This is a genomic window from Neisseria bacilliformis (genome assembly GCF_014055025.1).
Taxonomy (GTDB): domain Bacteria; phylum Pseudomonadota; class Gammaproteobacteria; order Burkholderiales; family Neisseriaceae; genus Neisseria; species Neisseria bacilliformis.
On sequence record NZ_CP059571.1, the window covers coordinates 636913 to 660403 of the forward strand.

Here is a 23491-nt window from a genome sequence, read left to right on the forward strand (position 1 = left end):
CCCGCCTGCGCGGGAATGACGGGATTTAATAAACAGTTGTATCGACAGGTTTATCTAGATACAGAATCAAAGAGGCGCGAAAATGCCCGATACACAAACCATCCGCTCCGCCGAATTTACCGCTTCCCGTGCATGGGGCGCACTCGACATCGCCGATATGAACGGCATCACCGTGCGCCTGCACTGGACGGACCAGCCCTACAAATGGCACATCAACGACGGCGAGGAAGTGTTTGCCGTGATGGACGGCGAAGTCGATATGCACTACCGAGAAAACGGTGAAGAACATATCGTTCGGTTGAAAAGCGGCGACATCTTCTACGCAGGAATCGGCACGGAACACGTCGCCCATCCGTGCGGCGAAGCGCGGATTTTGGTGATCGAGAAAGAAGGCAGTGTTTGAGGTCGTCTGAAAAGAAGGTTTCAGGCGGCAATGGAATGAAAGAATGACGGCAGATATACGTTTTTCTTGATTCCGCCATACGCAAAATACACATAATCTTTTTCAGACGACCTCTTAAAACGTCGTCTGAAAAACCAACCCTCACAACTATATTTTTATTTTACCCACAGGTTAACCACTATGTTTTCCAACTACCTACTCAGCTTGGCAATATGGATACCCATCGCTGCGGGCGTGCTGGTTTTGGCGACGGGGCCGGACAGCCGTGCGCCGCTTGCCCGTATGCTCGCTTTAATCGGTGCGCTTGCCGGTTTCTTGGTAACGCTGCCCTTGTTTACGGGTTTCGACCGTTTGAGCGGCGGCTATCAGTTTACCGAGTTCCACGAGTGGATTCCGCTTTTGCGCATCAACTACTCGCTGGGCGTGGACGGTATTTCGGTGCTGTTTGTCATCCTCAACGCCTTTATCACGCTGATGGTGGTGCTGGCGGGCTGGGAAGTGATTCAGAAACGCCCCGCGCAGTATATGGCAGCCTTCCTGATTATGAGCGGCCTGATTAACGGCGCGTTTGCGGCGCAGGATGCCCTGCTGTTTTACGTGTTCTTCGAGGGCATGCTGATTCCGCTGTATCTGATTATCGGCGTGTGGGGCGGCCCGCGCCGCGTGTATGCGTCGGTGAAGCTGTTTCTCTATACGCTGATGGGTTCGCTTTTGATGCTGGTGGCTTTGGTTTACCTGTCGTATCAGGCGGGCGGCAGCTTTATGATTGCCGATTTCCAAAACCTGAAACAGATTCCGCTCGGTATCCAACAGCTTTTGTTTGTGGCGTTTTTCCTGTCGTTTGCCGTGAAAGTGCCGATGTGGCCGGTGCACACCTGGCTGCCGGACGCGCACGTCGAAGCCCCCACGGGCGGCTCGATGGTGCTGGCGGCGATCACGCTGAAAGTGGGCGCATACGGTTTCCTGCGCTTTATCCTGCCGATTCTGCCCGACGCGTCGCGTTATTTCGCGCCGGTGATTGTGGTGTTGAGTCTGATTGCGGTGATTTACATCGGCATGGTCGCGCTGGTGCAGACCGATATGAAAAAACTGGTGGCGTATTCGTCTATCAGCCATATGGGTTTCGTTACGCTGGGCATGTTCCTGTTTCTTGACGGCCGTCTGAACGACTGGGCGGTGAAGGGCGCGATCATGCAGATGATTTCGCACGGCTTTGTTTCCGCCGCGATGTTTATGTGCATCGGCGTGATGTACGACCGCCTGCACACGCGCAATATCGCCGATTACGGCGGCGTGGTGAACGTGATGCCCAAGTTTGCCGCCTTTATGATGCTGTTCGGCATGGCCAACGCCGGCCTGCCCGCCACTTCCGGCTTTGTCGGCGAGTTTATGGTGATTATGGGCTCGGTGGCAGTGAACTTCTGGGTCGGCCTGTTGGCTGCCATTACGCTGATTTTGGGCGCGTCTTACACGCTGTGGATGTACAAGCGCGTGATTTTCGGCGCCATTACCAACCCGCACGTGGCCGAAATGAAAGACATCAACGCCCGCGAGTTTCTGATTCTGGCCGTGCTGGCCGTTACCGTGCTGGGCATGGGTTTATGGCCGGAGCCGTTTATCGCGGTGGTGCATCAGGCCGCCAACGACTTGATGGCACATGTGGCGCAAAGCAAGATTTGAGGTGTGTGAATGAATACGACTAGTTTGAACCTGCTCCCCGCACTGCCCGAAATCGTGCTGCTGTGCGGCCTCTCGGCGGTATTGCTGATTGATTTGTGGCTGCCGGAAAAACGGCGCGGCGTTACCCATTATTTGAGCCTGCTGGTGTTGGCACTGACGGCGGCCGCGCAATGTTATGTGCCTGCCGCTTCCGCCAGTATTTTCAGCGATATGTATGTTTCAGACGGCCTCTCGCGTCTGGCCAAGCTCACCATGTATGCCGCGCTGGCCGCCGCCTTCGTGTATGCCAAGCCGTATAATAAAGCGCGCAAAATATTCAGCGGCGAGTTCTACACCCTCTCGCTGTTCGGCCTCTTGGGCATGAGCGTGATGGCCAGCGCGGGGCATTTCCTCGTCGCCTACATCGGCCTGGAACTCCTGTCGCTGTCGCTCTACGCCCTCATCGCCCTGCGCCGCGATTCCGGCCGCTCCGCCGAAGCCGCGCTCAAATACTTCGTGCTCGGCGCGCTCGCCTCCGGCCTGCTGCTCTACGGCATTTCCATGATTTACGGCGCAACCGGCTCGCTCGATTTCGCCACCGTCCTCGCCAACAGCTACAACGGCCTCGAAAGCTCGTGGCTGATGAAACTCGGCCTGGTGTTCGTCGTCGTGGCCGTGGCCTTCAAACTCGGCGCCGTGCCCTTCCACATGTGGGTGCCCGACGTATACGAAGGCGCGCCCACCTCCGTAGCTGCCATCGTCGGCAGCGCGCCGAAAATGGCCGCCGCCGTGTTCGCCGCCCGCATCCTCTACGGCGCGATGAGCAACGAACACGGCGACTGGACGCAGATGCTGGTCATCCTCGCCGTCGCCTCCCTGCTGATCGGCAACCTCGCCGCCATCATGCAGACCAACATCAAACGCATGCTGGCCTACTCCACCGTGTCGCACATGGGCTTCGTGCTGATGGGCTTCCTCGGCGGCAGCGTCAGCTTCTCCTCCGGCCTCTACTACGCCCTGACCTACGTCGCCACCGCCCTCGTCGGCTTCGGCGTGCTGATGCAGCTTTCCGACGAAAACGCCGAATGCGAAAACATCAGCGATCTGGCCGGCCTCAACCAGCGCAACGCCTGGTATGCCTTCCTGATGCTGCTCACCATGTTTTCCATGGCCGGCATCCCGCCGCTGGTCGGCTTCTACGCCAAGCTGCAAGTCATCCAAATGCTGGTGGGCAAAGGCTATGTGTGGCTGGCCGTATTTGCCGTGGTGATGTCGCTGATCGGCGCGTTCTACTACCTGCGTGTCGTGCGCAGCATCTATTTTGAAGACCCGCAGGGCGAGCGCGCCCCCGCCGCCAACATCCCCGCCAAAGTGCTGCTCTCGGCCAACGCCCTGCTGCTCTTGGCATGGGGCATCCTGCCGCAAAGCGCGATGGACTGGTGCGTACAGGCCGTACAGTCTGCCGCCGGCTGATACAGCCCGAATAAAGCGAAAGGCCGTCTGAAAACCCGTTTAAAGGTTTTCAGACGGCCTTTTTCATGTTTGCCACCCGGCAGATGTACCGCCCGGCGATTTTTGTTTACAAAGCCTCGATTTTTTTCATCAGTTCACGCAGGGCTTGGGCGCGGTGGCTTTCGCGGTTTTTGATGTCGGGGTCGAGTTCGGCGGCGGTGCAGCCGTGTTCGCGCAGGTAAAAATGCGGGTCGTAGCCGAAGCCGTGTTCGCCTGCGGGCGTGTTTTTCCATTGGCCGCGCCAGATGCCTTCGGCGACGACGGGCTGCGGGTCGTCGGGGTGGCGCACGAGCACGAGCACGCAGACGTAGTAGCAGCTTTTGTCGGCTTTACCGGCCAGATCGGCGGCGAGTTTGGCGTTGTTGGCGGCATCGGATTTTGGGTGTTCGCCGGCGTAGCGGGCGGAGTGGATGCCGGGTGCGCCGCCGAGGGCGTCGGCGCAGATGCCGCTGTCGTCGGCCAGTGCGGGCAGGCCGCTGTGGCGGGCGGCGTGGCGGGCTTTGGCGAGGGCGTTTTCCAAAAAGGTGGGGTGCGGCTCGGGGCATTCGGGGGTGTCGAACTGCGATTGCGGCAGGATTTCGCTGCCGCGCTCGGCAAACAGGCGGGCGAATTCTTTGAGTTTGCCGGCGTTGCCGCTGGCGAGGACGATTTTTTCAAACATGGCGGTTGCTTTCGGATTCGGGGTTCGGCTGCGCCGCAGCGGTGTTTTCAGACGGCCTCTGCGCGGCTTGGGCGCGGGCGTGTTCGCGGACGTAGAGGGCGAGGCCGGTGATTTGGGCGAGGGCGGCGGCGAAGGCGAAGAGGAAGCAGGCGAGGGCGAACTGGCGGCTGCCTGCGGCGAGCAGCCAGCCGCCCGCGCCGACGAGGGCGATGAAGAAGAGGGTAAAGGAGAGGGTGAGCAGCAGGTAGGCGCGGCGTTTGTTCATGGCGGTGGGCAAAAAAAGGCGGGATTATAGCGGATGGGGCGGCGGGTTTGAGGCCGTCTGAAAACGGGTTTTGACGGGCTTGAAACCGTTGCGGCGGTGTTTTTCAGACGGCCTTTCGGGTTTGCGCAGCGGCGCGGAAGCGGTGTTTCAGACGGCCTGTTCCAGCCACACCGCGCTGACCATGCGGCCGGTTTGGCCGTCGCGGCGGTAGGAGAAGAAGGTGTCGCGTTCGATGACGGTGCAGCGGCCGCCGCCGTAAATGCGCGTTACGCCTTCGCGGCGCAGGACGCGGGTGGCGAGGGCGTAGATGTCGGCAAGGTATTTGCCGCCGCCGATGGCGGTGAAGGCGGCTTCGGCGGCGGGGTCGGGGCGGCAGAAGGCATCGCACACGTCTTGGCCGATTTCAAACGCATCCGGGCCGATGGCGGGGGCGAGGTAGGCGAGGATGTCTGCGGGATCGGCTTTCATGGCGGCGACGGTGTTTTGCAGCACGCCGGCGGCCAGGCCGCGCCAGCCGGCATGGGCGGCGGCAACGCAGCGGCCGTCGGCGGTGCAAAAGAGCACGGGCAGGCAGTCGGCGGTCATCACCGCGCAGGCCGCCGTGCCGCCGCAATCGAAGGATGCGTCGGCCTGGGGCGGCTTGCTTAGGGCGGAGGCGGCGGGGACGACGGTTGCGCTGTGGACTTGGTCGAGCCAGGCCAGCGGCACGGGCACGGCGGCTTGGACGAGGGCGCGGTTGTGTGCGACGTGTTCGGGCGCGTCGCCGACGTGCGCGCCGAGGTTGAGCGAGGCATACGGGGCTTGGCTGACGCCGCCGTTGCGGGTGGAAATCAGGGTTTTGACATTGGGGGGCGCGGGCCAGTCGGCATGGAGGAACAGGCCGTCTGAAAGATTCAGGCCGACGGCTTCATTCAGGGTTTTCAACATCTTTGGTTGTTCGCGTAAAAAGTGCGGTTTGTATCACGGCGGCGCGGGGCGCGGCAACCGCAGGCCGTGTTCCGGCTGCTGGCAGGGTTTGGCCGCGCCGAAGCCGCGCTTTCAGACGGCCTCTGTCTGCCGCAGAGACCGTGTCCGCCTTCCCTCCTTAGGAGCATAAACGCGGGGATGACGTTTCCGAAAAACAGAAAACGGCGCGTCTGCCCCGTGTTTTGCCTTATAATGCCGCCCTTTTAGCTTGCCCGGAAACTTTATGCAGAACAGCCGTTTCAACCAAACCGGCCCCAAAATCGGCCTCAGCGTGCGTCTGGCCGAAACGCAGGAAGAAATCGAAGCCGCGCAACGCCTGCGCTACCGCGTGTTCGCGCAAGAGCTGGGCGCGGACATCCAAGGCGTGGACGGCCGCGATACCGACCCCTACGACGAACACTGCCACCACCTGCTCGCCTTCGACGACGCCACCGGCGAAGTCATCGGCTGCTACCGCCTGATCACCGAAGACACCGCCAAAAAGGTCGGCGGCTGGTACAGCGAACACGAATTCGACCTCGCCCCGCTCAAAGACATCCTGCCGCAAACCGTGGAACTCGGCCGCGCCTGCACCCACCCCGACTACCGCCACGGCGGCCTCGTCATGCTGCTGTGGACGGGTTTGGTCAAATTCATGAAAGACGAAAACCTGCGCTTCATGATCGGCTGCGGCAGCATCGAAATGCGCGACGGCGGCCGCGACGCGGCGGGTCTGTACCACATCCTCAAAACCAAACACCTCGCCCCCGAACAATGGCGCGTGCGCCCGCTCAACCCCTTGAAATGGGAAGAAATCACCCCGTCCGAACAGCCCGAAACCCCCGCCCTGATCAAAGGCTACCTCAAAGCCGGCGCATGGTTTTGCGGCGAACCCTGCGTCGACGAAGCCTTCAACTGCGCCGACGTGCTCATCATGATGGACATCACGCAGCTCAGCGACCGCTATCTGCAAAAATTCGCCCCCAAACCCTGACCGCAACCAAACCATAAGGCCGTCTGAAAAACGAAAAACGCCTTTTCAGACGGCCTCATAATATAAAAAAACGCCCGACATGAACCCCTTCCGCTTCCCGTTCCGCCTCTTTTGCATCGGCCTGTGCCTGATTTACGGCGCACTCGAAATGCTCCTCCTCTTCCCCCTCTACACCCCGCGCCGCAAACTGCGCGCCATCCAAATCTGGTCGCACCGCGTGCTCGCCTCCTGCGGCATGAAACTGTCCGTCTTCGGCGGCCTGCCCTCCGAAGCGCACGGCCAAATGCTCATCTGCAACCACATCTCCTGGCTCGACATCATGGCCATCAACGCCGCCTTCCCCGGCCGCTTCGTCGCCAAAGACGACGTGGCCAAATGGCCGCTGGTCGGCTACCTCGCCACCCAGGCGCGCACCGTTTACGTCGCCCGCAAAAAAGGCAGCGGCGGCAACAGCGAAAAAATCCGCAACGTAACCCAGGCTCTCAAAGACGGCGACACCGTAACCCTGTTCCCCGAAGGCACCAGCAGCGAAGGCCGCACCATCCTCCCCTTCAAAACCAGCTTCTTCCAGGCCGCCGCCGATGCGCAAGTGCCGCTCGTCCCCGTGCTCTGCCGCTACCCCAACCCCGACGGCAGCAGCCCCAACCCCCACACCGCCTACTACGGCGACATCAGCCTGTGGCAGTCCATCTGCATGGTCATCCGCCAAAAGCAGAGCTGCGTCGAACTGCACTTCCTCCCGCCCGTTTCCCCCGCCGCCGAACGTCAGGAAACCGCCCGCCTGATTCACGACATGCTGACCGCGAAACAGCGCGAATTGGGTTGAAACGCCTGTTCGCCAAACAGGCCGTCTGAAAAACCGCAAAATCCGGTTTTGGCTGCGCCGAAGCTGCGTTTTCAGACGGCCTCTCCATATTGCCGTGCTAAAATCCTCACCCTTTTCAAACTATTATCCAAACCGCCATGCACGCTTCCGAACCCGAACCCGAAACCGAAAATCTTTCAGACGGCCACGAATACCTCGCCAATAATCCCGACTTCCCCGCCAAAACCATCGTCGCCACGCTGTTTGTCGGCGCGTTTTTCGGCTATCTCAACGACACGCTGCTCAATGTCGCGCTTACGCCGATTATGAAGGATTTTGCCGTCGACAAAACCACCGTGCAGTGGCTGACGACGGGCTTTCTGCTGGTGATGGGCGCGTTTACGCCGATTACGGCGGGCGTGATCCAATGGTTTGAAACGCGCAAAATGGTGCTGTTTACCCAGGCCACTTTTCTGGCCGGTTCGCTGGTGTGCGCCTTTGCGCCCACGTTTGGCGCGCTGGTGGCGGGGCGGATGGTGCAGGCGGTGTCGGCGGCGTTTTTCGTGCCGCTCTTGTTTAACGGCATTTTGTCGATTTATCCGCCACAGAAACGCGGCACGGCGATGGGCGTGATCACCATGATGTTCACCGCCGCGCCCGCGATGGGGCCGACGCTCTCGGGCATCATCATCGACCACACCCACTGGCGCGTGCTGTTCGGCTTTACCGCGCCGTTTATGCTGGCGGCGATGGTGCTGGTGGGCAAATTCCTCACCGTCAACCTGAGCAGCATCACCCGCCCGAAAATCGACGCGCTCTCGGCGGTGCTGTCCATCGCGGGCTTCGGCGGGCTGGTGTACGCCAGCAGTAATTTTGCCTCGCTGCCGCTGGTGCAGTTCGCGCTGCTTTCGGCGGGGTCGGTGTTTCTGATCGGCTGGTTTGCGCACCGCCAGTTCCGCCTGGCCACGCCGCTGCTCAATCTGCGGGCGTTCGGTTACGCGCAGTTCCGCTACTGCGTGCTGATACTGGCGGGCGGCGTGTTTCTGTTTTTGGGGCTGGAACTGATGATGCCGATGTACACCCAGCAGGTGCCGCTGCTCACCGGTACGGCCACGGGGCTGATCCTGATGCCCGCCAGCATCGCCCAGGCCGTCGCCGCGCCGCTTTTTGGCAGGCTGCTCGACAAAAAGGGCGGGCGTTTTACCGTGCTGCCCGCCACCGTGATGCTGCTGGTGTCGCTGGCGGTGCTGTGGCTGTTTTTGCGGATTGACACGCAGGTGGTGGTGCTGTCGGCCATGTTCACGCTGCTGGCGGTGTCCGTTTCCGCCCGCATTACCGGCGAAACCCACGGCCTGAACGCGCTGCCGAAAAACCTGAATCCGCACGGCGCGGCCATCCTCACTACCCTCAACCCCATCGCGGGCGCGATCGGCGCGGCGTTTTTTGTCGGTGCGACCAATATCGGCGAAAAAATGTCTTCCGCCGCCACCGCGCAGGCCAAAATGCTCGACGGCATCCATCTGGCGATGGGCTGCGCGCTGGTGCTGGCGGCGGCGATGGTGTTTGTGGCAACGAAGATCAGGGCAAACAAGCGCGGCTGAATGCGGAAAAGGCCGTCTGAAAACCGATAAAACGGGTTTCAGACGGCCTTTCTCGCTAAGGTAGGGTGTGTGGCTTTGCCACGCACGCGGTTTGCGCGGGGAACGCGGGATTCGTTGCAAGACATAGAACGCGTGCGCCGCACTCTGCCCGAATATCAAAGGCCGTCTGAAAATATGCTTTTCAGACGGCCTCTTGCCTTTGCGCGGCTATTCTTTGCGCGCCGCCTTTTCCGCCAGCCCCGACAAGCCCTGCCGCCGCGCCAGCTCGTTCACCACATCTTCCGCCCGCAGGCCGTGCGCGGCCAGCAGCACCATGCAGTGAAACCACAAATCGGCCACTTCATAGGTCAGGTGCGCCTTGTCGCCGTCCTTCGCCGCCATCAGCACCTCGCCCGCCTCTTCGATTACCTTTTTCAGGATTTTGTCGCTGCCCTTGGCAAAAAGCTGCGCCACATACGAAGCCTCCGGGTCTGCACTCTTGCGCGAGTCGATAACGTCTTGTACTGCTTTTAGAATATCCGTGTTCATTGTGTTTTGCTCCTGTGGTGAAACCGTATTTGAGGCCGTCTGAAAGCCTGTTTTCCGGTTTTCAGACGGCCTGTTTCCAATTATTTACCGCGCCTGCCCGTGCGTTTTGCCGTAAATCTCCGCTTCGTCTTTCAACACCGCGTCGGCAATCTGCCAGCGGCCGTCGCGCCACACCTTATAAAAGCAGCTCTGCCGCCCCGTGTGGCAGGCGATGCCGCCGTTTTGTTCGATGCGCATCACCACCGCGTCGCCGTCGCAGTCCAGCCGCAGCTCGCGCACTTTCTGCGTGTGGCCGGATTCTTCGCCCTTCATCCACTGTTTGCGCCGCGAGCGGCTGTAATAGTGCGCGTAGCCCGTCGCGGCGGTTTGCGCCAGGGCTTCGGCGTTCATCCACGCCACCATCAGCACCCGGCCGCTCTGCCAGTCCTGCGCCACCGCGCACACCAATCCGTTTGCGTCAAACTTCACGCCCTGCAACACTGCCTCGTCCATTGCGCCTCCCGTTGTTTTCAGACGGCCTCTCGCCCTCTGCGCCGAAAAAGCGCGATTTTCGCATTCTTCGCGCGGCAACACCAAATGCAAAACCTTGACCCGTCTCCTTTGCGCAGGCGTATAGTTACGCCTCCGAGCAACAACGCAAAAGGAAAAAACCATGGAAACCGTAACCCTCAACATCGGCGGCATGACCTGCGGCGGCTGCGTCAAAAGCGTAACCCGCATTTTGGAAGGCGCGGACGGCGTCAAATCCGTGCAGGTGAGCCTGGACGAGAAAAAAGCCGTCGTCTCCTACGACCCCGCCGCCACCTCGCCCGCCGCCCTGGCCGAAGCAGTGGAAGACGGCGGCTACGACGCCTCGTTCTGATGCTGTTTTGAAACACGGCACAGGCCGTCTGAAAACGTGTTTTCAGACGGCCTTTTCATGCTGATTTTTGTAGGAAAATTTCGTTTTGTGCATAGCGGGCGGCTCGGGCGTAAATCCACCTGTTAACTTTTGTTTTATATTTTCCTTGAATTTTTGTTGATTTTAATATACATTAAAGAACGATAATTTTTCAAACAGCCCCTAAAAAAGGAAATTTAATGAAACGCCGCTTCTCCTCCCTCGCGCTGGCCGCCGCCCTGTCTCTGGGCGCGGCTTCTGTTTATGCCAAGCCCGTGCAGATTACCGACGTGGCCGGCCGCAAAGTAACCGCTGACCTGCCCGCCAAGCGCGTGGTGCTGGGCTTTTATTATCAGGACTACATGGCCGTGGGCGGCAAAAACGCACTGGATAATGTCGTGGGCTTCTCCAAAGCGGTGTGGTCGGATTGGGCACCGGCAAGCTGGGCGGCGTTCAGCAAGGCCGTGCCGAAACTGAACCAGCTTGCCGACGTGGGCGAGGTGGAAGTGGGCACGTTCTCGGTGGAAAAAGTGCTGTCGCTGAAACCCGATCTGCTGGTATTGGCCGACTGGCAGTATCAGGCACTCGGCTCTGATCTCGACCGCATCACCAAAGCGGGCATTCCGATTATCGTGCTGGACTACAACGCGCAAACCGTCGCCAAACACGTCCAGTCCACCAAACTGCTCGGCGCGATCACCGGCCGGCAGCAGAAAGCCGACAAGCTCGCCGCCGACTACAAACGCATTGTCGACAATATCCAAGCCCGCGTGAAAAAAGCCAATCTGCCCAAGCCCAAAGTGTATATCGAGTTTGGCAACAAAGGGCCGGCCGAACACAGCGTAACCTTCGGCAAGAGCATGTGGGGCGCGATGATCAACCAGGTGGGCGGCAACAATATTTCCGCGCCGTTTGTCGAGTTTTACAGCCCTGTGAACCCTGAAAAAGTGCTGGCCGCCAAGCCCGATGTGATCATCATCACCGGCCGCGAAACCGAGCTGAAGAAAAACCCGAGCGCGATGGTCATGGGCTGGGGCATTTCCAAAGCCGAAGCCGAACAGCGTCTGGCGGGCTTTGCCAAACGCCCCGGCTGGGCAAACCTGCCTGCCGTCAAAAACAACCGTCTCTACGGCGCATACCACGCCAATTCGCGCACGCTCTCCGACGGCGCGTCGGTGCAGTTTGTCGCCAAAGCGGTTTACCCCGAGCTGTTTAAAGACCTGAATCCTGAAAAAACCTATATGGATTTCTACCGCCAGAATCTGCCGGTTGTTCCCAACGGCACGTTCTATCTGTATCCGAAAGGCAAGTAAGGCCGTCTGAAAGCCGTGCATGGGCAGGTCGGGCATTCATGCCCGACTGACCGGCCGGCAACGTCAAAAATGTCGGGCATAAATGCCCGACCTACGTTTCTCATTTACCCACTTAATGAAAGCCACAACATGAATGATCCGGTTGTTGCCGAGATAGTGAAAAACCAGCGTGCGCTCGAGCGCAAACGCTGGTTCGTTGTTTTGTCGTTTCTGATTATCTGCGTATTCAGCTTTGTGTTCGACATCGCCACCGGCCCCGCGATGCTGCCCGTGTCCGACGTGGTGAAATCGCTGCTGGACATGGCCGGCGCGGACGAGATGAACCGCGTGATTGTTTACGATCTGCGCCTGCCGATGGCCGTGATGGCTCTGGTAACGGGCGCGGCTTTGGGCGTGGGCGGCGCGGAAATCCAAACCCTGCTCAACAACCCGATGGCCAGCCCCTACACGCTCGGGCTGGCGGCGGCGGCGGGCTTGGGCGCGTCGGTCGTGATTGCGTTTGGCGGTTTCGGCCTGCCCGAAGCCTTTGCCGTGCCCGTGGGCGCGTTTGTGATGACCATGATTGCTTCGGGCATTCTGTTTCTGTTTGCCTCGGCCAAGCGGTTTAACTCGGCCATGCTGGTGCTGGTAGGGATTGCGCTGCTGTTTCTCTTCCAATCGATTCTGTCGCTGATCCAATTTATCGCCGCGCCCGAAATCTCGCAGCAGATTTTGTTCTGGCTGTTCGGCAGCCTCACCAAAGCCAACTGGACAAGCGTGATCGTTACCGCCGCCGTAACCGCCGTGTGCGTGTTTCTGCTCTCGTTCGATATGTGGAAACTCACCGCGCTGCGCTTGGGCGAAGAGCGCGCCAACGGCTTGGGCATCAATTTGCAGATGCTGCGCCTGAAAACGCTGATTCTCGTGGCCGTGATGACCGCCACCGCCATCAGCTTTGTCGGCGTGATCGGCTTTATCGGCCTCGTTGCGCCGCACGTCGCCCGTATTCTCTTGGGCGAAGACCAACGCTTTTTCCTGCCCGGCGCGATGCTGGCGGGCGCGGCATTTCTGTCGGTGGCCAGCGTGCTCTCGAAAGTGATCATCCCCGGCGCACTGTTTCCCGTGGGCATCGTTACGTCTTTCGTGGGCGTGCCGTTCTTCTTCTGGATTGTGTTGACCAAACGATAAGGCCGTCTGAAAAATGTTGAAACTTGAAAACGTACACATCAAACGCGGCGACTACACCGTGGCCGACAACATCAGCCTCACGCTTGAAAACGGCAAAGTCTATTCCATACTCGGCCCCAACGGCACGGGCAAATCCTCGCTGATGAAAACCGTGTTCGGCGAAGTGGCGCACACCGGCCGCATCAGCTACGGCGACGAAGTGTTGAGCAAAATCCACCTTCAACACTGGCGCAAACGCATAGGCTACATGCCGCAGGACACCGCCGCCGAAGCCTCGCTCACCGCGCTCGAAGTCGTGCTGCTCGGGCGCATGGACGCGCTGCATATGCACGTGGGCGACGAACTTCTGCACGAAGCCGCAGGCATCATGGCCGAACTCGGTATCGGCCATCTGGCGCACCGCGACGTGATGCGCCTGAGCGGCGGCCAACGCCAGCTTGTGATGTTTGCCCAAGTGATGCTGCGCCGCCCCGAAATCCTCATGCTCGACGAACCCGTGAGCGCGCTCGATATGCACCACCAGCTCAACCTCTTGGAGCGCGTGGCCGCCTACACCCGCGAACACAATCTCGTTACCCTGATGGTGCTGCACGACCTGAGCCTCGCCGCCCAATTCTGCGACAGCGTGATTCTGCTGGGCGGCGGCAAAGTGCAGGCCGAAGGCCGCCCGCAGGAAGTATTGAACGCCGAACTCATCGGCAATCTCTACAAAGTGGACATCGAACTGCTCTACGACAGCCACGGCCTGCCCGTAATCCGCCCCATGCGGCGCAAACGCGAAACAGAGGCCGTCTGAAAACCGTAGAGTGTGCGGCTCTGCCACGCACGCGGTTTGGTTTGAAGACAGAACCCGTAGGGTGGGTCTCGACCCACCACTTTCCCAATCGGCAACTTTTTTGGCGGGCCAAGACCCACCCTACCAAACCGCCCCGCCGTTTCAGACGACCTCGGCGAAAATTGAAATCTAAACCCCGTTTACAACGCTTAAACCCCGAAAGGAAACCCCATGAAAAAAACCCTCCTCGCCCTCATGCTCGCCGCCTCCGCAGGCGCATTTGCCGCCAACCACGAAGTCAAAATGCTCGATACCGGCAAAGACGGCGGCATGGTCTTCGAGCCAGGCTACGTCAAAGCCCAGCCCGGCGACACCGTAACCTTCAAAGCCGTCAACAGCGGCCACTGGGTGCAGAGCAAAGCCCTGCCCGACGGTGCGGCCGACTTTCTGTCCGAAGACGGCAAAGACTTCACCCTCAAACTCGACAAAGAAGGCGTGTATGTTTACGTGTGCCCGCCGCACCGCATGATGAACATGAGCGGCGTGATTCAGGTCGGCAAGCCCGTCAACAAAGCCAAAGCGCAGGCCGTGGCCGACGAACTCGAAAAACGCGCCATGCAGAACAAAGGCCGTCTGAAAAAATACATGGAACAGGTGAAATAAGCCCCCCACCCTACCCCTCCCCCGCAAGCTGGGGGAGGGAATACGCCGTGCAAACCCGAAAGGTCGTCTGAAACCCCAAAACCGCCCGCCCCGCCGTTATTCCCGCCCAGCCGTCGTCATTCCCGCGCAGGCGGAAATCTGGGCGAAAGACAGGCAAAGGTTTGATTCTGCAAAAATTGTCGAAGCCCAAACAAGATTCCCGCCTGCGCGGGAATGACGGCAAAATTTGTCGGCAAACCCTTTCAGACGACCTATCCCCGCCGACGCAATCCCAAAAAAACCGCCATGCTCGCCATCACCACCTGCCAAACCTATCCCGACCCGCCGCCAAACCTGCTGCCGCTGGCGCAAATCCTTACCCGCAACGGCCTCCCCGCCCGCTTCGATGCTTGGCAAAACCGTCCGAGCGAGCCGTTTGTCCTGCCGCTGTGCGCGTGGGACTACGCCGCCTATCCGACGGCGTTCGCGCAATGGATACGCGAATCCGCCGAGAGCGGGCAGCAGTTTGCCAACCCGCCCGAAATCATGTTGTGGAACATGAACAAAACCTATCTTTGCGACTTGGCCAAACGCGGTGCGGATGTGATTCCGAGCGTGCATACGTCGTCTGAAAGCGAAAACATCCGCCGCACCATGCGGGAAAACGGCTGGCATGAAGCCGTCGTCAAACCCGCAATCGGCCAGAGCGGCGGCGGCGTGGTGCGCGTGCGCGAAGGCGAAATGTTTGAAATTGGACACGCGCCGCAGGGCGTAATCGTGCAGCCCTATATCCGCGACATCGAAACGGCGGGCGAAACCTCGCTGGTGTTTTTCGGCGGCACATTCAGCCACGCCGTGCGCCGACAGCCGCCGCAGGGCGAATGGCGTGCCAATTCCGCCTACGGCGTAGCAATCCTGCCCGAGAGGCCGTCTGAAACCATCATCGCCGCCGCCCGCAGCGTGTTGGATTTGCTGCCCGGCATCCCCGCCTACGCCCGCGCGGACGGCACGATTGTCGGCGACAAGCTGCTGCTGAACGAGCTCGAACTCATCGAACCCGCGCTCTACCTGCACACGGCAGAGAGCGCGGCGGAACGGTTTGCCGAAGTGTTGACCGCATGGATTGAGGCCGTCTGAAAACGTTTTTCAGACGGCCTCAATCCGCCGTTTTACCCGCGCCGCCGCCATATCCGGCATACAGAAAGGCCGTCTGAAAGCGTTTTCGGCTGCGCGTTCAGACGGCCTCTATGCCGACACGGAACAAACACGCCTCCTCCATTCCCGACTATAATCGCCGCGCTTTTTCCGTCTGCCACGCCAACCGCCGCCATGAAAAAAACCGTCCTCGCCGCCCTGCTGCTCACCCCCGCCTTTGCCGCCGCCGCCCCGCTGCCCGAAGCCGTGGCGCACGAGTTGGAAACCCTCGCCTACGTCTGCCGCCTCTCCGGCGGCCGCCCCTACGGCTTCCGCCACGCCGTAGAGCAGGCCGACCTCAACGGCGACGGCATCGACGACTATGTGGTGGACGACGGCGAGCTGCAATGCTACGGCGGCAGCGGCATCTTCGGCAGCAGGCAGGGCGGCGGCGTGAGCGTGTTTGTCGGCCGAGCAGGCGGCGGCGCGGAAAAATCCTTTTTCCACGGCGCGTTCGGCTCGCGCATCGACTACACCGGCAGACACGCCACCGCCTATCTGGGCGTGGCCGGCGCGCTGTGCGGCCAGCGGCGCGAAGACGAAGAACGCTACGGCTACGAAAAATGCAGCCGCCCGCTCAAATGGAACGCGCAGGCGCGGCGGTTTGAAATCGACACCACGGTCAAACGCCCCGTGTGGTACAGATAAACCCGAAAAGGCCGTCTGAAAACCGCGTTTTTCAGACGGCCTCAAACTTTGCCCGAATGCCATTCGGATGCGTTTGCCCGATTCGGCGCAGCTTGTGCAAACGCCCTGAAAAGCCGCGCTTTTATGCTACAATCGTGCGTTAAATTTTCTTTACGGAATCCCACCCATGAGCTTGAAATGCGGCATCGTCGGCCTGCCCAACGTCGGCAAATCCACCCTATTTAACGCGCTCACCCAGTCGGGCATCGAAGCGGCCAACTATCCCTTCTGCACCATCGAGCCGAACGTCGGCATCGTGGAAGTGCCCGACCCGCGCATGGCCGCGCTGGCGAAAATCGTCAACCCGCAGAAAATGCAGCCCGCGATTGTGGAATTTGTGGACATCGCAGGCTTGGTGGCCGGCGCGAGCAAGGGCGAGGGCTTGGGCAACCAGTTTCTCGCCAACATCCGTGAAACCGATGCGATTGTGAATGTCGTGCGCTGTTTCGACGATGAAAACATCGTGCACGTCGCGGGCAAAGTCGATCCCATCGCCGACATCGAAACCATCGGCACCGAGCTGGCTCTGGCCGACTTGGCGAGCGTGGAAAAAGCCATCGTGCGCGAGGGCAAACGCGCCAAATCGGGCGACAAAGACGCGCAAAAGCTGGTCGCCCTGCTCGAAAGCCTGCTGCCGCACTTGAACGAAGGCAAACCCGTGCGCTCCTTCGGCCTCGATGCCGAACAAACCGCGCTGCTGCGCCCGCTGTTTTTGTTAACCGTGAAACCCGCGATGTATGTCGCCAACGTGGCCGAAGACGGCTTTGACAACAACCCGCACTTGGCACGCCTGCAAGAATTGGCCGCCAAAGAAAACGCCCCCGTCGTCGCCCTCTGCGCCGCGATGGAAAGCGAAATCGCCGAACTCGAAGACGAAGAAAAAGCCGAATTCCTCGCCGAAATGGGCTTGGAAGAGCCGGGGCTGAACCGCCTGGTCCGCGCAGGCTACGACCTGTTGGGGCTGCAAACCTACTTCACGGCGGGCGTGAAAGAAGTACGCGCGTGGACCATCCATAAAGGCGACACCGCCCCGCAGGCCGCTGGCGTCATCCACACCGATTTCGAGCGCGGCTTCATCCGCGCCCAAGTGATCGCCTACGAAGATTTCGTTGCCCTCGGCGGCGAAGCCAAAGCCAAAGAAGCGGGCAAAATGCGCGTGGAAGGCAAGGAATATGTGGTGCAGGACGGCGATGTGATGCATTTCCTGTTCAACGTGTAAACAGCAAGGCAGAGGCCGTCTGAAAACCTTTTCAGACGGCCTCAAAACGAGTTTCAAAAAGGATATACGCCATGAAAATCAGCAGTTTCGGCGAAGTATTGTGGGACGATTTCCCCGAGGGCAAAGTGCTGGGCGGCGCGCCGCTCAACGTGTTGGTGCGCCTGAGCGCGCTGGGCGCGGACTGCGCCATCGTCAGCCGCCGTGGCAGCGACGAAGACGGCGAAGAACTGCTGCGCCGCATCGCCGCCAAAAACGTCGCCACCCACCTCATCCAAACCGACCCCGAACACGCCACCGGCCTCGTGAAAGTGTCCATCAACCACGACGGCAGCGGCTCATACGACATCGTTTACCCCTGCGCCTGGGACAAAATCGCCGTGCCCGCCGCCGCCCTCGAACACGTCGCCGACTCCGACGCGCTGGTGTTCGGCAGCCTCTCCTCGCGCGACGCCGCCTCCCGCGCCGCCCTCGACGCCCTGCTGGATGCCGCCCGCTTCAAAGTGTTCGACGTGAACCTGCGCAAACCGCACTACCGGCCCGAGCGCGTGTGCGAACTGATGCGCCGCTCCGACCTGGTCAAACTCAACGACGACGAACTCTACGAGCTGGCCGCCGAACTCGGCTCGCCCTACCACGGCCTCGAACAAAACCTGCACTACCTCGCCCAAGCCGTCGGCGCGCCGCACATCTGCGTAACCCTCGGCGCGCACGGCGCAATCTACTACTGCAACGGCCAAACCCACGCCCACCACGGCTACCGCGTGCAAGTGGCCGACACCGTGGGCGCGGGCGACAACTTTCTCGCCGGCTTCGTCTACAAACTCCTCTCCGGTGCCAGCCCCGCCGACACCCTCGCCTTCGCCTGCGCCTGGGGCGCGCTCGCCGCCTCCCACCACGGCGCAACCCCCGAACTCTCGCTGGCCGACGTGGAAGAACTGATGCACCCCTCGGGCGCGCAACAGGCCGTCTGAAAAGCAAAGGCTACCTGAAAAAAGGCCGTCTGAAAGTTTGAAAGCTGGGTATTTCATTTAATGTATAAGGACTGAATTTTATGGAAAATAAATTTATACCGAGTTTTTGGAAAATGTCGCATGGATCAGAAGATTTTTCTTTTGAAGATTTGATTTACTATATTTCTAAAAATATCGTGATGATTAGCAAAAACACCAAATCAAAAGGTGGTTCTGCTGTTACTCAAGCTGAAAAATTTGTTAAAGCCCCCATTGGCGATTATTTCTATCTTACTCATGGCAACAAAGGTATCTATCTTTTAGGCCAGTTTACAGGCCCGGCCAATTTTTTTGGCGACTCGGAAGGATGGATAGAGCGGCCTTATACTTTAATTAGGGCTTCAAAAAAATCTGGCAGCTATCAAGGCGAGCAAAAATGGTGGACTCCAAACCATAATTCCACATTCACAGAAGTACCAGAGAACGAACTTGAATTATTTGAGTATCTGATACTTGAACCCTATTTCGGCTTGAAATTAAAACCAAATTTAGGCTGAGCCGGCATCAGATAAATTTGGTTTTCAGACGGCCTTTTGCCGTCAGCCAAAAGGCTACCTGAAAACCCATTCAAGGAAACCCCATGACCTCCATCATCCAAGACCTCCAATCGCGCGGTCTGATCGCGCAAACCACCGACATCGCCGCGCTCGACGCGTTTCTCACCGAAAACAAAATCTCGCTTTACTGCGGTTTCGACCCCACCGCCGACAGCCTGCACATCGGCCATCTGCTGCCCGTGCTCGCGCTGCGCCGTTTCCAGCAGGCGGGGCACACGCCCATCGCTTTGGTGGGCGGCGCAACCGGCATGATCGGCGACCCCAGCTTCAAAGCGGTGGAGCGCAGCCTGAACACGCCAGAAACAGTGGCGGGCTGGGTGGCCAGCATCCGCGCCCAGCTCGAGCCGTTTTTGAGTTTCGAGGGCGAGAATGCCGCGATTATGGCCAACAATGCCGACTGGTTTGGCGGCATGAACTGCCTCGATTTCCTGCGCGACATCGGCAAACACTTTTCCGTGAACGCCATGCTCAACAAAGAATCGGTCAAACAGCGCATCGACCGCGACGACGTGGGCATTTCGTTTACCGAGTTCGCCTACACCCTGCTGCAAAGCTACGACTTTGCCGAGTTGAACAAACGCCACGGCGCAACGCTGCAAATCGGCGGCTCCGACCAATGGGGCAACATCACCAACGGCATTGATTTGACACGCCGCCTGAACCAAAAACAGGTGTTCGGCCTCACCCTGCCGCTGGTAACCAAATCCGACGGCACCAAATTCGGCAAAACCGAAGGCGGCGCGGTGTGGCTCAACGCCAAAAAAACCTCGCCCTACCAGTTTTACCAGTTCTGGCTCAAAGTGGCCGACGCGGATGTGTATAAGTTCCTCAAATACTTCACCTTCCTGAGCGTGGCAGAAATCGATGCAATTGAAGCAAAAGACCAAGCCAGCGGTGCGAAACCCGAAGCCCAGCGCGTCCTCGCCGAAGAAATGACCCGCCTCATCCATGGCGAAGAAGCCCTGCAAGCCGCGCAGCGCATTTCCGAAAGCCTGTTTGCCGAAGACCAAAGCAGCCTCACCGAAAGCGACTTCGAGCAGCTCGCCCTCGACGGCCTGCCCGCGTTTGAAGTTTCAGACGGCCTCAACGTGGTGGAAGCCCTGGTCAAAACCGGCCTGGCGCAGTCCAACAAAGAAGCGCGCGGCTTCGTGAACAGCAAAGCCGTGCTGCTCAACGGCCAAGCCGCCGAGGCGAACAACCCCAACCCAAGTGCCGAACGCCCCGACGACGCCTATCTGCTGAAAGACGAACACAAACGCTTCGGCAAATACACCCTCCTGCGGCGCGGCAAACGCAACCACGCGCTGTTGGTTTGGCAATAAGCGTCTGCACAAGGCAAAGAGGCCGTCTGAAAACCCGTTTTACAGGTTTTCAGACGGCCTCTACTATTAAGGTAGGGTGTGGCGCAGCCACGCACGCGGTTTCGGATGTGCGTGGAAGGCGCAGATGCGTTGTGCAACACCAAACGCGTGCGTCGCCTCAGGGCGACACACCCTACCTACCTTAGAAGATTCGGCATGGGCTGGATGGGAAACAGGCTGTCTGAAAGCGCAGCTTCGGCGCAGCCAAAAGCGGGTTTTCGCTTTTTCAGACGGCCTTTCCGTATCGGTGTTTTACAGCAGCAGCCGTGCTTGCGGGTCGGCGGCTCGACCGTTGCGCACGCGGTTGCCGCTGGTTTGCAGACGGCCTGCGGCAAAATCGGCGACGGCCTGCGGCAGCAGGATGTGTTCGGCGGCGAGGACGCGCGCGGCGAGGGTATCGGCGGTGTCGTCGTCGAGAACGGGGACGACGCCCTGCGAGATGATGGGGCCGCTGTCGAGTTCGGGGGTAACGAAGTGGACGGTGCAGCCGGCGGTGCGGCAGCCAGTGTCGATGGCGCGTTGGTGGGTGTCGAGGCCGGGGAAGGCGGGCAGCAGCGAGGGGTGGATGTTGATGAGGCGGCCGGTGTAGCGGCGGCAGAATTCGGGGGTGAGGATGCGCATGAAGCCGGCGAGGACGACGAGGTCGGGGGCGTGGCGGTCGGTTTCGGCGGCGAGGGCGGCGTCGAAGGCGGCGCGGTCGGGGTAGTTTTTGTGGTTGAGGGCGGCGGTGGCGATGCCGCGCGATGCCGCCCAGGCGAGGCCGGCGGCGTGTTCGTTGTTGCTGATGACGGCGCGGATACTGACGTTCGGGATGGCGGCTTCGACAACGGCCTGCATATTGCTGCCGCGTCCGGAAATCAGGATGACGATGTTTTTCATGGCGGGATGCTCGGAAGGGGAAAACGGGGCGGGATTGTAGCCCAAAGGCCGTCTGAAAAACCAAAAATACGGTTTCGGCGCAGTCAAAACACGGATTCTGGTTTTCAGACACGCCCTCCCGCGTTGATGCGACGAAGGCGTGCCGGTAGGGGCGGGATCTTTGCGCCAATGCGGCAGAAACCGCGTGCGTGGCCTGCGCCACACACCCTACGGATGGTTCGGCATGGGCGGATTCGGTTGCTCAGGCAGGGTGTGTGGCGCGTCGGGCAAAGAGGCCGTCTGAAAGCATGGTTTTGCCGGGGTTGTGTTTTCAGACGGCCTATATGTCTTTTTTGCCGCCTGCGCGTTTTTCGGCGAGCATCGCGCTGAGGCCGGCGAGGCGGGCGCGGCCTTCGGCTTTGTTGATTAGGGGTTCGCCGCCTTTGCGGCCGAGGATGCGCAGGTCTTCCTGGGGCATTTCGGCGATGAAGCGGCTGGGTTCGGGAAACTGCCATGCGCCTTGGCGTTTGCGTTTGGTGCAGTGGGTGAGGGTGAGGGTGCGTTTGGCGCGGGTGATGCCGACGTACATGAGGCGGCGTTCTTCTTCGATTTTGCCTTCTTCGAGGCTGTCGGCGTGGGGGAAAATGCCTTCTTCGCAGCCGACGAGGTAGACGACGGGGTATTCGAGCCCTTTGGCGGCGTGGAGGGTGGACATTTTGACGGCGTCGGTTTCTTCGTCTTCGCGGTTTTCGAGCATGGTCATGAGGGCGAGGGTTTGGGCGGTTTCGATGAGGTTTTTGCCGTCTTCCCGGCTTTTGCGTCCGATCCAGTTGCAGAGGTCTTGGACGTTGCGCCATTTGATTTCGCCGGCGCGGCCTTCTTCGCTCTCGATCAGGTGGGCTTCGTAGCCGATGGTGTCGAGCAGGCTGCGGATGAGTGCGCCGGCATCCTCGGCAGGGGCGCGGGTGCGGCAGTCTTCAATCAGGGCGGTGAAGGCGGTGAGGCTGTGGCGGCTGCGTTCGGGCAGGGCGGCGAGGGATTCGGGGGCGTGGGCGGCGGCGGTGAGGGAGGCGTGGTGGGTTTTGGCGTAGTCGTTGAGGCGGCCGAGGGTGGTGTCGCCGATGCCGCGTTTGGGGGTGGTGGCGGCGCGCAGGAAGGCGGGGTCGTCGTCGGGGTTGGCGATGAGGCGCAGGTAGGCGAGGATGTCTTTGATTTCGGCTTTTTCAAAAAAACTTTGGCCGCCGGAGAGGCGGTAGGGGATGCGGGCGGCGCGCAGGGCTTCTTCAAAGGGACGCGACTGGTGGTTGCCGCGATAGAGGATGGCGAAGTCGGCGTAGTTGAGGCGGCCTTCGGAGATGGTTTTGCGGCGGGCAATTTCGCCGGCCACCCATTCGGCTTCGTGCTGTTCGTTCTGGCAGGCGGCGACGGTGATGATGTCGCCTTCGCCGTAGTGCGACCAGAGGGTTTTGGGGAAGAGTTTGGGGTTGTTTTTGATGACTTGGTTGGCGGCTTTGAGAATGCGGGCGGTGGAGCGGTAGTTTTGTTCGAGTTTGACGATTTTGATTTGGGGGTAGTCGGTTTGCAGGCGGCGCAGGTTTTCCATGTCGGCGCCGCGCCAGGCGTAGATGGACTGGTCGTCGTCGCCCACGGCGGTGAACATGCCTTCCGCGCCGGCAATCAGGCGCATGAGGGTGTATTGGCAGGCGTTGGTGTCCTGGCATTCGTCGATCAGGAGGTAGCGCAGGCGGTGTTGCCAGCGTTCGCGCACTTGGCTGTTGTTTTGCAGGAGCAGGGCGGGCAGGCGGATGAGGTCGTCGAAGTCGACGGCCTGGTAGTGGTGCAGGGTTTCCTGGTAGGCGGCGTAGGCGCGGGCGGTGTGTTTTTCCCATTCGTCGGCGGCCGTCTGAAAAACGTTTTCGGGGGTGCGCAATTCGTTTTTCCACAGGGAGATTTGGTGTTGGGCGGCGAAGATTTGTTCGCGGCCGCTGCCGCCGGTGATTTCGCCGATGATTTTGCCGCTGTCGGTGGCGTCGAGGATGGAGAAGTTTTTTTTCAAACCGGCCGCATGGGCTTCTTCGCGCAGTATGCGCATGCCCAGCGAGTGGAAGGTGCAGACGGTGAGGCCGCGCGTTTGGCTGCGCGGGAGCATTTTGGCGACGCGCTCCTGCATTTCGCGGGCGGCTTTGTTGGTGAAGGTGATGGCGGCGATGGTGTGCGGTTTGTAGCCGGCCTGCGTGATCATGTAGGCGATTTTTTCGGTGATGACGCGGGTTTTGCCGCTGCCTGCGCCGGCAAGGACGAAAAGCGGGCCGCCGAGGTAGCGCACGGCTTCGGTTTGGCTGGGGTTCAGTTGCATGGTTGGGCCGTCTGGAAAAGGGGAGGGCGGATTATAGGGTCTGTTGGTAACCGACGGTTGTTGCGCTTGCGCCGAAGCTGCGTTTTCAGACGGCCTTTT

General features: G+C 60.2%; 24 protein-coding genes. 17 read left to right on the forward strand and 7 right to left on the reverse strand.

The window, feature by feature from the left end; genetic code table 11:
• The first annotated feature begins 82 nt into the window (after positions 1 to 82).
• The 3 genes from H3L91_RS03195 to nuoN all read left to right on the forward strand — a co-directional run bounded on the left by H3L91_RS03195 (position 83) and on the right by nuoN (position 3535).
• Positions 83 to 403 (forward strand): cupin domain-containing protein, encoded by a 321-nt coding sequence (locus tag H3L91_RS03195; RefSeq protein WP_007342052.1) that lies wholly within the window; start codon positions 83 to 85, stop codon positions 401 to 403.
• Between the two features lie 180 nt (positions 404 to 583).
• The gene (locus H3L91_RS03200) at positions 584 to 2083 is read left to right on the forward strand and encodes an NADH-quinone oxidoreductase subunit M (RefSeq protein WP_007342053.1); all 1500 of its coding nucleotides are present in this window, start codon (positions 584 to 586) and stop codon (positions 2081 to 2083) included.
• A gap of 9 nt (positions 2084 to 2092) precedes the next feature.
• Positions 2093 to 3535: an NADH-quinone oxidoreductase subunit NuoN gene (gene nuoN, locus H3L91_RS03205; RefSeq protein ID WP_007342054.1), complete on the forward strand. Its 1443-nt coding sequence runs from the start codon at positions 2093 to 2095 to the stop codon at positions 3533 to 3535.
• 106 nt (positions 3536 to 3641) lie between these two features.
• Here nuoN and rdgB read toward each other — a convergent pair whose 3' ends face one another.
• The 3 genes from rdgB to pgeF all read right to left on the reverse strand — a co-directional run bounded on the left by rdgB (position 3642) and on the right by pgeF (position 5424).
• Positions 3642 to 4235 (reverse strand): RdgB/HAM1 family non-canonical purine NTP pyrophosphatase, encoded by a 594-nt coding sequence (rdgB, locus tag H3L91_RS03210; RefSeq protein WP_007342055.1) that lies wholly within the window; start codon positions 4233 to 4235, stop codon positions 3642 to 3644.
• A complete protein-coding gene (locus H3L91_RS03215; RefSeq protein ID WP_007342056.1) occupies positions 4228 to 4500 on the reverse strand; it encodes an NGO_0222 family membrane protein in 273 nt (90 codons plus the stop codon). The genes rdgB and H3L91_RS03215 overlap by 8 nt, the downstream gene beginning before the upstream one ends.
• 147 nt (positions 4501 to 4647) lie before the next feature.
• Positions 4648 to 5424 (reverse strand): peptidoglycan editing factor PgeF, encoded by a 777-nt coding sequence (pgeF, locus tag H3L91_RS03220; RefSeq protein WP_040659359.1) that lies wholly within the window; start codon positions 5422 to 5424, stop codon positions 4648 to 4650.
• 265 nt (positions 5425 to 5689) lie between these two features.
• Between pgeF and H3L91_RS03225 the strand changes: the two genes are divergently transcribed.
• The 3 genes from H3L91_RS03225 to H3L91_RS03235 all read left to right on the forward strand — a co-directional run bounded on the left by H3L91_RS03225 (position 5690) and on the right by H3L91_RS03235 (position 8845).
• Positions 5690 to 6439: a GNAT family N-acetyltransferase gene (locus H3L91_RS03225; protein WP_007342059.1), complete on the forward strand. Its 750-nt coding sequence runs from the start codon at positions 5690 to 5692 to the stop codon at positions 6437 to 6439.
• Positions 6440 to 6518: 79 nt separating this feature from the next.
• Positions 6519 to 7265, forward strand: coding sequence for a lysophospholipid acyltransferase family protein (locus H3L91_RS03230; RefSeq protein ID WP_007342060.1), 747 nt, complete (start codon positions 6519 to 6521; stop codon positions 7263 to 7265).
• A gap of 137 nt (positions 7266 to 7402) precedes the next feature.
• Positions 7403 to 8845, forward strand: coding sequence for an MFS transporter (locus H3L91_RS03235; RefSeq protein ID WP_007342061.1), 1443 nt, complete (start codon positions 7403 to 7405; stop codon positions 8843 to 8845).
• Positions 8846 to 9052: 207 nt separating this feature from the next.
• Here the strand turns inward: H3L91_RS03235 and H3L91_RS03240 are convergent, their stop codons facing one another.
• Together H3L91_RS03240 and hisI are read right to left on the reverse strand one after the other, a co-directional pair.
• The gene (locus H3L91_RS03240) at positions 9053 to 9373 is read right to left on the reverse strand and encodes a phosphoribosyl-ATP diphosphatase (protein WP_007342062.1); all 321 of its coding nucleotides are present in this window, start codon (positions 9371 to 9373) and stop codon (positions 9053 to 9055) included.
• Between the two features lie 84 nt (positions 9374 to 9457).
• A complete protein-coding gene (hisI, locus tag H3L91_RS03245; RefSeq protein WP_040658717.1) occupies positions 9458 to 9865 on the reverse strand; it encodes a phosphoribosyl-AMP cyclohydrolase in 408 nt (135 codons plus the stop codon).
• A 160-nt stretch (positions 9866 to 10025) separates the two neighbouring features.
• Between hisI and H3L91_RS03250 the strand changes: the two genes are divergently transcribed.
• The 11 genes from H3L91_RS03250 to tyrS all read left to right on the forward strand — a co-directional run bounded on the left by H3L91_RS03250 (position 10026) and on the right by tyrS (position 20139).
• Positions 10026 to 10235, forward strand: a complete 210-nt coding sequence (locus H3L91_RS03250) for a heavy-metal-associated domain-containing protein (protein WP_007342064.1) — start codon at positions 10026 to 10028, stop codon at positions 10233 to 10235.
• Positions 10236 to 10453: 218 nt separating this feature from the next.
• Positions 10454 to 11566 (forward strand): ABC transporter substrate-binding protein, encoded by a 1113-nt coding sequence (locus H3L91_RS03255; protein ID WP_007342066.1) that lies wholly within the window; start codon positions 10454 to 10456, stop codon positions 11564 to 11566.
• Positions 11567 to 11695: 129 nt separating this feature from the next.
• Complete coding sequence (locus H3L91_RS03260; RefSeq protein ID WP_007342067.1) at positions 11696 to 12733, forward strand: FecCD family ABC transporter permease; 1038 nt, start codon at positions 11696 to 11698, stop codon at positions 12731 to 12733.
• A 13-nt stretch (positions 12734 to 12746) separates the two neighbouring features.
• Positions 12747 to 13529, forward strand: a complete 783-nt coding sequence (locus H3L91_RS03265; protein ID WP_007342068.1) for an ABC transporter ATP-binding protein — start codon at positions 12747 to 12749, stop codon at positions 13527 to 13529.
• A 210-nt stretch (positions 13530 to 13739) separates the two neighbouring features.
• Entirely contained in the window at positions 13740 to 14171 is a 432-nt protein-coding gene (locus H3L91_RS03270) for a plastocyanin/azurin family copper-binding protein (protein WP_007342069.1), read from the forward strand.
• A 285-nt stretch (positions 14172 to 14456) separates the two neighbouring features.
• On the forward strand, positions 14457 to 15287 hold the full coding sequence (locus tag H3L91_RS03275) for an ATP-grasp domain-containing protein (protein WP_040659361.1): 831 nt from the start codon (positions 14457 to 14459) through the stop codon (positions 15285 to 15287).
• 192 nt (positions 15288 to 15479) lie between these two features.
• Positions 15480 to 15992, forward strand: coding sequence for a hypothetical protein (locus tag H3L91_RS03280; protein ID WP_007342072.1), 513 nt, complete (start codon positions 15480 to 15482; stop codon positions 15990 to 15992).
• A 166-nt stretch (positions 15993 to 16158) separates the two neighbouring features.
• Entirely contained in the window at positions 16159 to 17250 is a 1092-nt protein-coding gene (ychF, locus tag H3L91_RS03285) for a redox-regulated ATPase YchF (protein WP_007342074.1), read from the forward strand.
• A gap of 71 nt (positions 17251 to 17321) precedes the next feature.
• Positions 17322 to 18221 carry a carbohydrate kinase family protein gene (locus tag H3L91_RS03290; protein ID WP_007342075.1) on the forward strand — a complete coding sequence of 300 codons (900 nt, stop codon included), beginning with the start codon at positions 17322 to 17324 and terminating at the stop codon, positions 18219 to 18221.
• A gap of 80 nt (positions 18222 to 18301) precedes the next feature.
• Complete coding sequence (locus tag H3L91_RS03295) at positions 18302 to 18757, forward strand: hypothetical protein (protein WP_007342076.1); 456 nt, start codon at positions 18302 to 18304, stop codon at positions 18755 to 18757.
• Positions 18758 to 18840: 83 nt separating this feature from the next.
• Entirely contained in the window at positions 18841 to 20139 is a 1299-nt protein-coding gene (gene tyrS, locus H3L91_RS03300) for a tyrosine--tRNA ligase (protein WP_007342077.1), read from the forward strand.
• Positions 20140 to 20430: 291 nt separating this feature from the next.
• Here the strand turns inward: tyrS and purN are convergent, their stop codons facing one another.
• Together purN and rep are read right to left on the reverse strand one after the other, a co-directional pair.
• A complete protein-coding gene (gene purN / locus H3L91_RS03305; protein WP_040658720.1) occupies positions 20431 to 21057 on the reverse strand; it encodes a phosphoribosylglycinamide formyltransferase in 627 nt (208 codons plus the stop codon).
• Positions 21058 to 21376: 319 nt separating this feature from the next.
• Complete coding sequence (gene rep, locus H3L91_RS03310) at positions 21377 to 23392, reverse strand: DNA helicase Rep (RefSeq protein WP_007342080.1); 2016 nt, start codon at positions 23390 to 23392, stop codon at positions 21377 to 21379.
• Positions 23393 to 23491 lie beyond the last annotated feature (99 nt).

Excerpts from the sequence above, each read along its gene's own strand:
- H3L91_RS03195 (WP_007342052.1), top strand. The coding sequence starts at position 83 with ATGCCCGATACACAAACCATCCGCTCCGCCGAATTTACCGCTTCCCGT.
- H3L91_RS03200 (WP_007342053.1), top strand. The coding sequence starts at position 584 with ATGTTTTCCAACTACCTACTCAGCTTGGCAATATGGATACCCATCGCT.
- nuoN (WP_007342054.1), top strand. The coding sequence starts at position 2,093 with ATGAATACGACTAGTTTGAACCTGCTCCCCGCACTGCCCGAAATCGTG.
- rdgB (WP_007342055.1), bottom strand. The coding sequence starts at position 4,235 with ATGTTTGAAAAAATCGTCCTCGCCAGCGGCAACGCCGGCAAACTCAAA.
- H3L91_RS03215 (WP_007342056.1), bottom strand. The coding sequence starts at position 4,500 with ATGAACAAACGCCGCGCCTACCTGCTGCTCACCCTCTCCTTTACCCTC.
- H3L91_RS03225 (WP_007342059.1), top strand. The coding sequence starts at position 5,690 with ATGCAGAACAGCCGTTTCAACCAAACCGGCCCCAAAATCGGCCTCAGC.
- H3L91_RS03230 (WP_007342060.1), top strand. The coding sequence starts at position 6,519 with ATGAACCCCTTCCGCTTCCCGTTCCGCCTCTTTTGCATCGGCCTGTGC.
- H3L91_RS03235 (WP_007342061.1), top strand. The coding sequence starts at position 7,403 with ATGCACGCTTCCGAACCCGAACCCGAAACCGAAAATCTTTCAGACGGC.
- H3L91_RS03240 (WP_007342062.1), bottom strand. The coding sequence starts at position 9,373 with ATGAACACGGATATTCTAAAAGCAGTACAAGACGTTATCGACTCGCGC.
- hisI (WP_040658717.1), bottom strand. The coding sequence starts at position 9,865 with ATGGACGAGGCAGTGTTGCAGGGCGTGAAGTTTGACGCAAACGGATTG.
- H3L91_RS03250 (WP_007342064.1), top strand. The coding sequence starts at position 10,026 with ATGGAAACCGTAACCCTCAACATCGGCGGCATGACCTGCGGCGGCTGC.
- H3L91_RS03255 (WP_007342066.1), top strand. The coding sequence starts at position 10,454 with ATGAAACGCCGCTTCTCCTCCCTCGCGCTGGCCGCCGCCCTGTCTCTG.
- H3L91_RS03260 (WP_007342067.1), top strand. The coding sequence starts at position 11,696 with ATGAATGATCCGGTTGTTGCCGAGATAGTGAAAAACCAGCGTGCGCTC.
- H3L91_RS03265 (WP_007342068.1), top strand. The coding sequence starts at position 12,747 with ATGTTGAAACTTGAAAACGTACACATCAAACGCGGCGACTACACCGTG.
- H3L91_RS03270 (WP_007342069.1), top strand. The coding sequence starts at position 13,740 with ATGAAAAAAACCCTCCTCGCCCTCATGCTCGCCGCCTCCGCAGGCGCA.
- H3L91_RS03275 (WP_040659361.1), top strand. The coding sequence starts at position 14,457 with ATGCTCGCCATCACCACCTGCCAAACCTATCCCGACCCGCCGCCAAAC.
- H3L91_RS03280 (WP_007342072.1), top strand. The coding sequence starts at position 15,480 with ATGAAAAAAACCGTCCTCGCCGCCCTGCTGCTCACCCCCGCCTTTGCC.
- ychF (WP_007342074.1), top strand. The coding sequence starts at position 16,159 with ATGAGCTTGAAATGCGGCATCGTCGGCCTGCCCAACGTCGGCAAATCC.
- H3L91_RS03290 (WP_007342075.1), top strand. The coding sequence starts at position 17,322 with ATGAAAATCAGCAGTTTCGGCGAAGTATTGTGGGACGATTTCCCCGAG.
- H3L91_RS03295 (WP_007342076.1), top strand. The coding sequence starts at position 18,302 with ATGGAAAATAAATTTATACCGAGTTTTTGGAAAATGTCGCATGGATCA.
- tyrS (WP_007342077.1), top strand. The coding sequence starts at position 18,841 with ATGACCTCCATCATCCAAGACCTCCAATCGCGCGGTCTGATCGCGCAA.
- purN (WP_040658720.1), bottom strand. The coding sequence starts at position 21,057 with ATGAAAAACATCGTCATCCTGATTTCCGGACGCGGCAGCAATATGCAG.
- rep (WP_007342080.1), bottom strand. The coding sequence starts at position 23,392 with ATGCAACTGAACCCCAGCCAAACCGAAGCCGTGCGCTACCTCGGCGGC.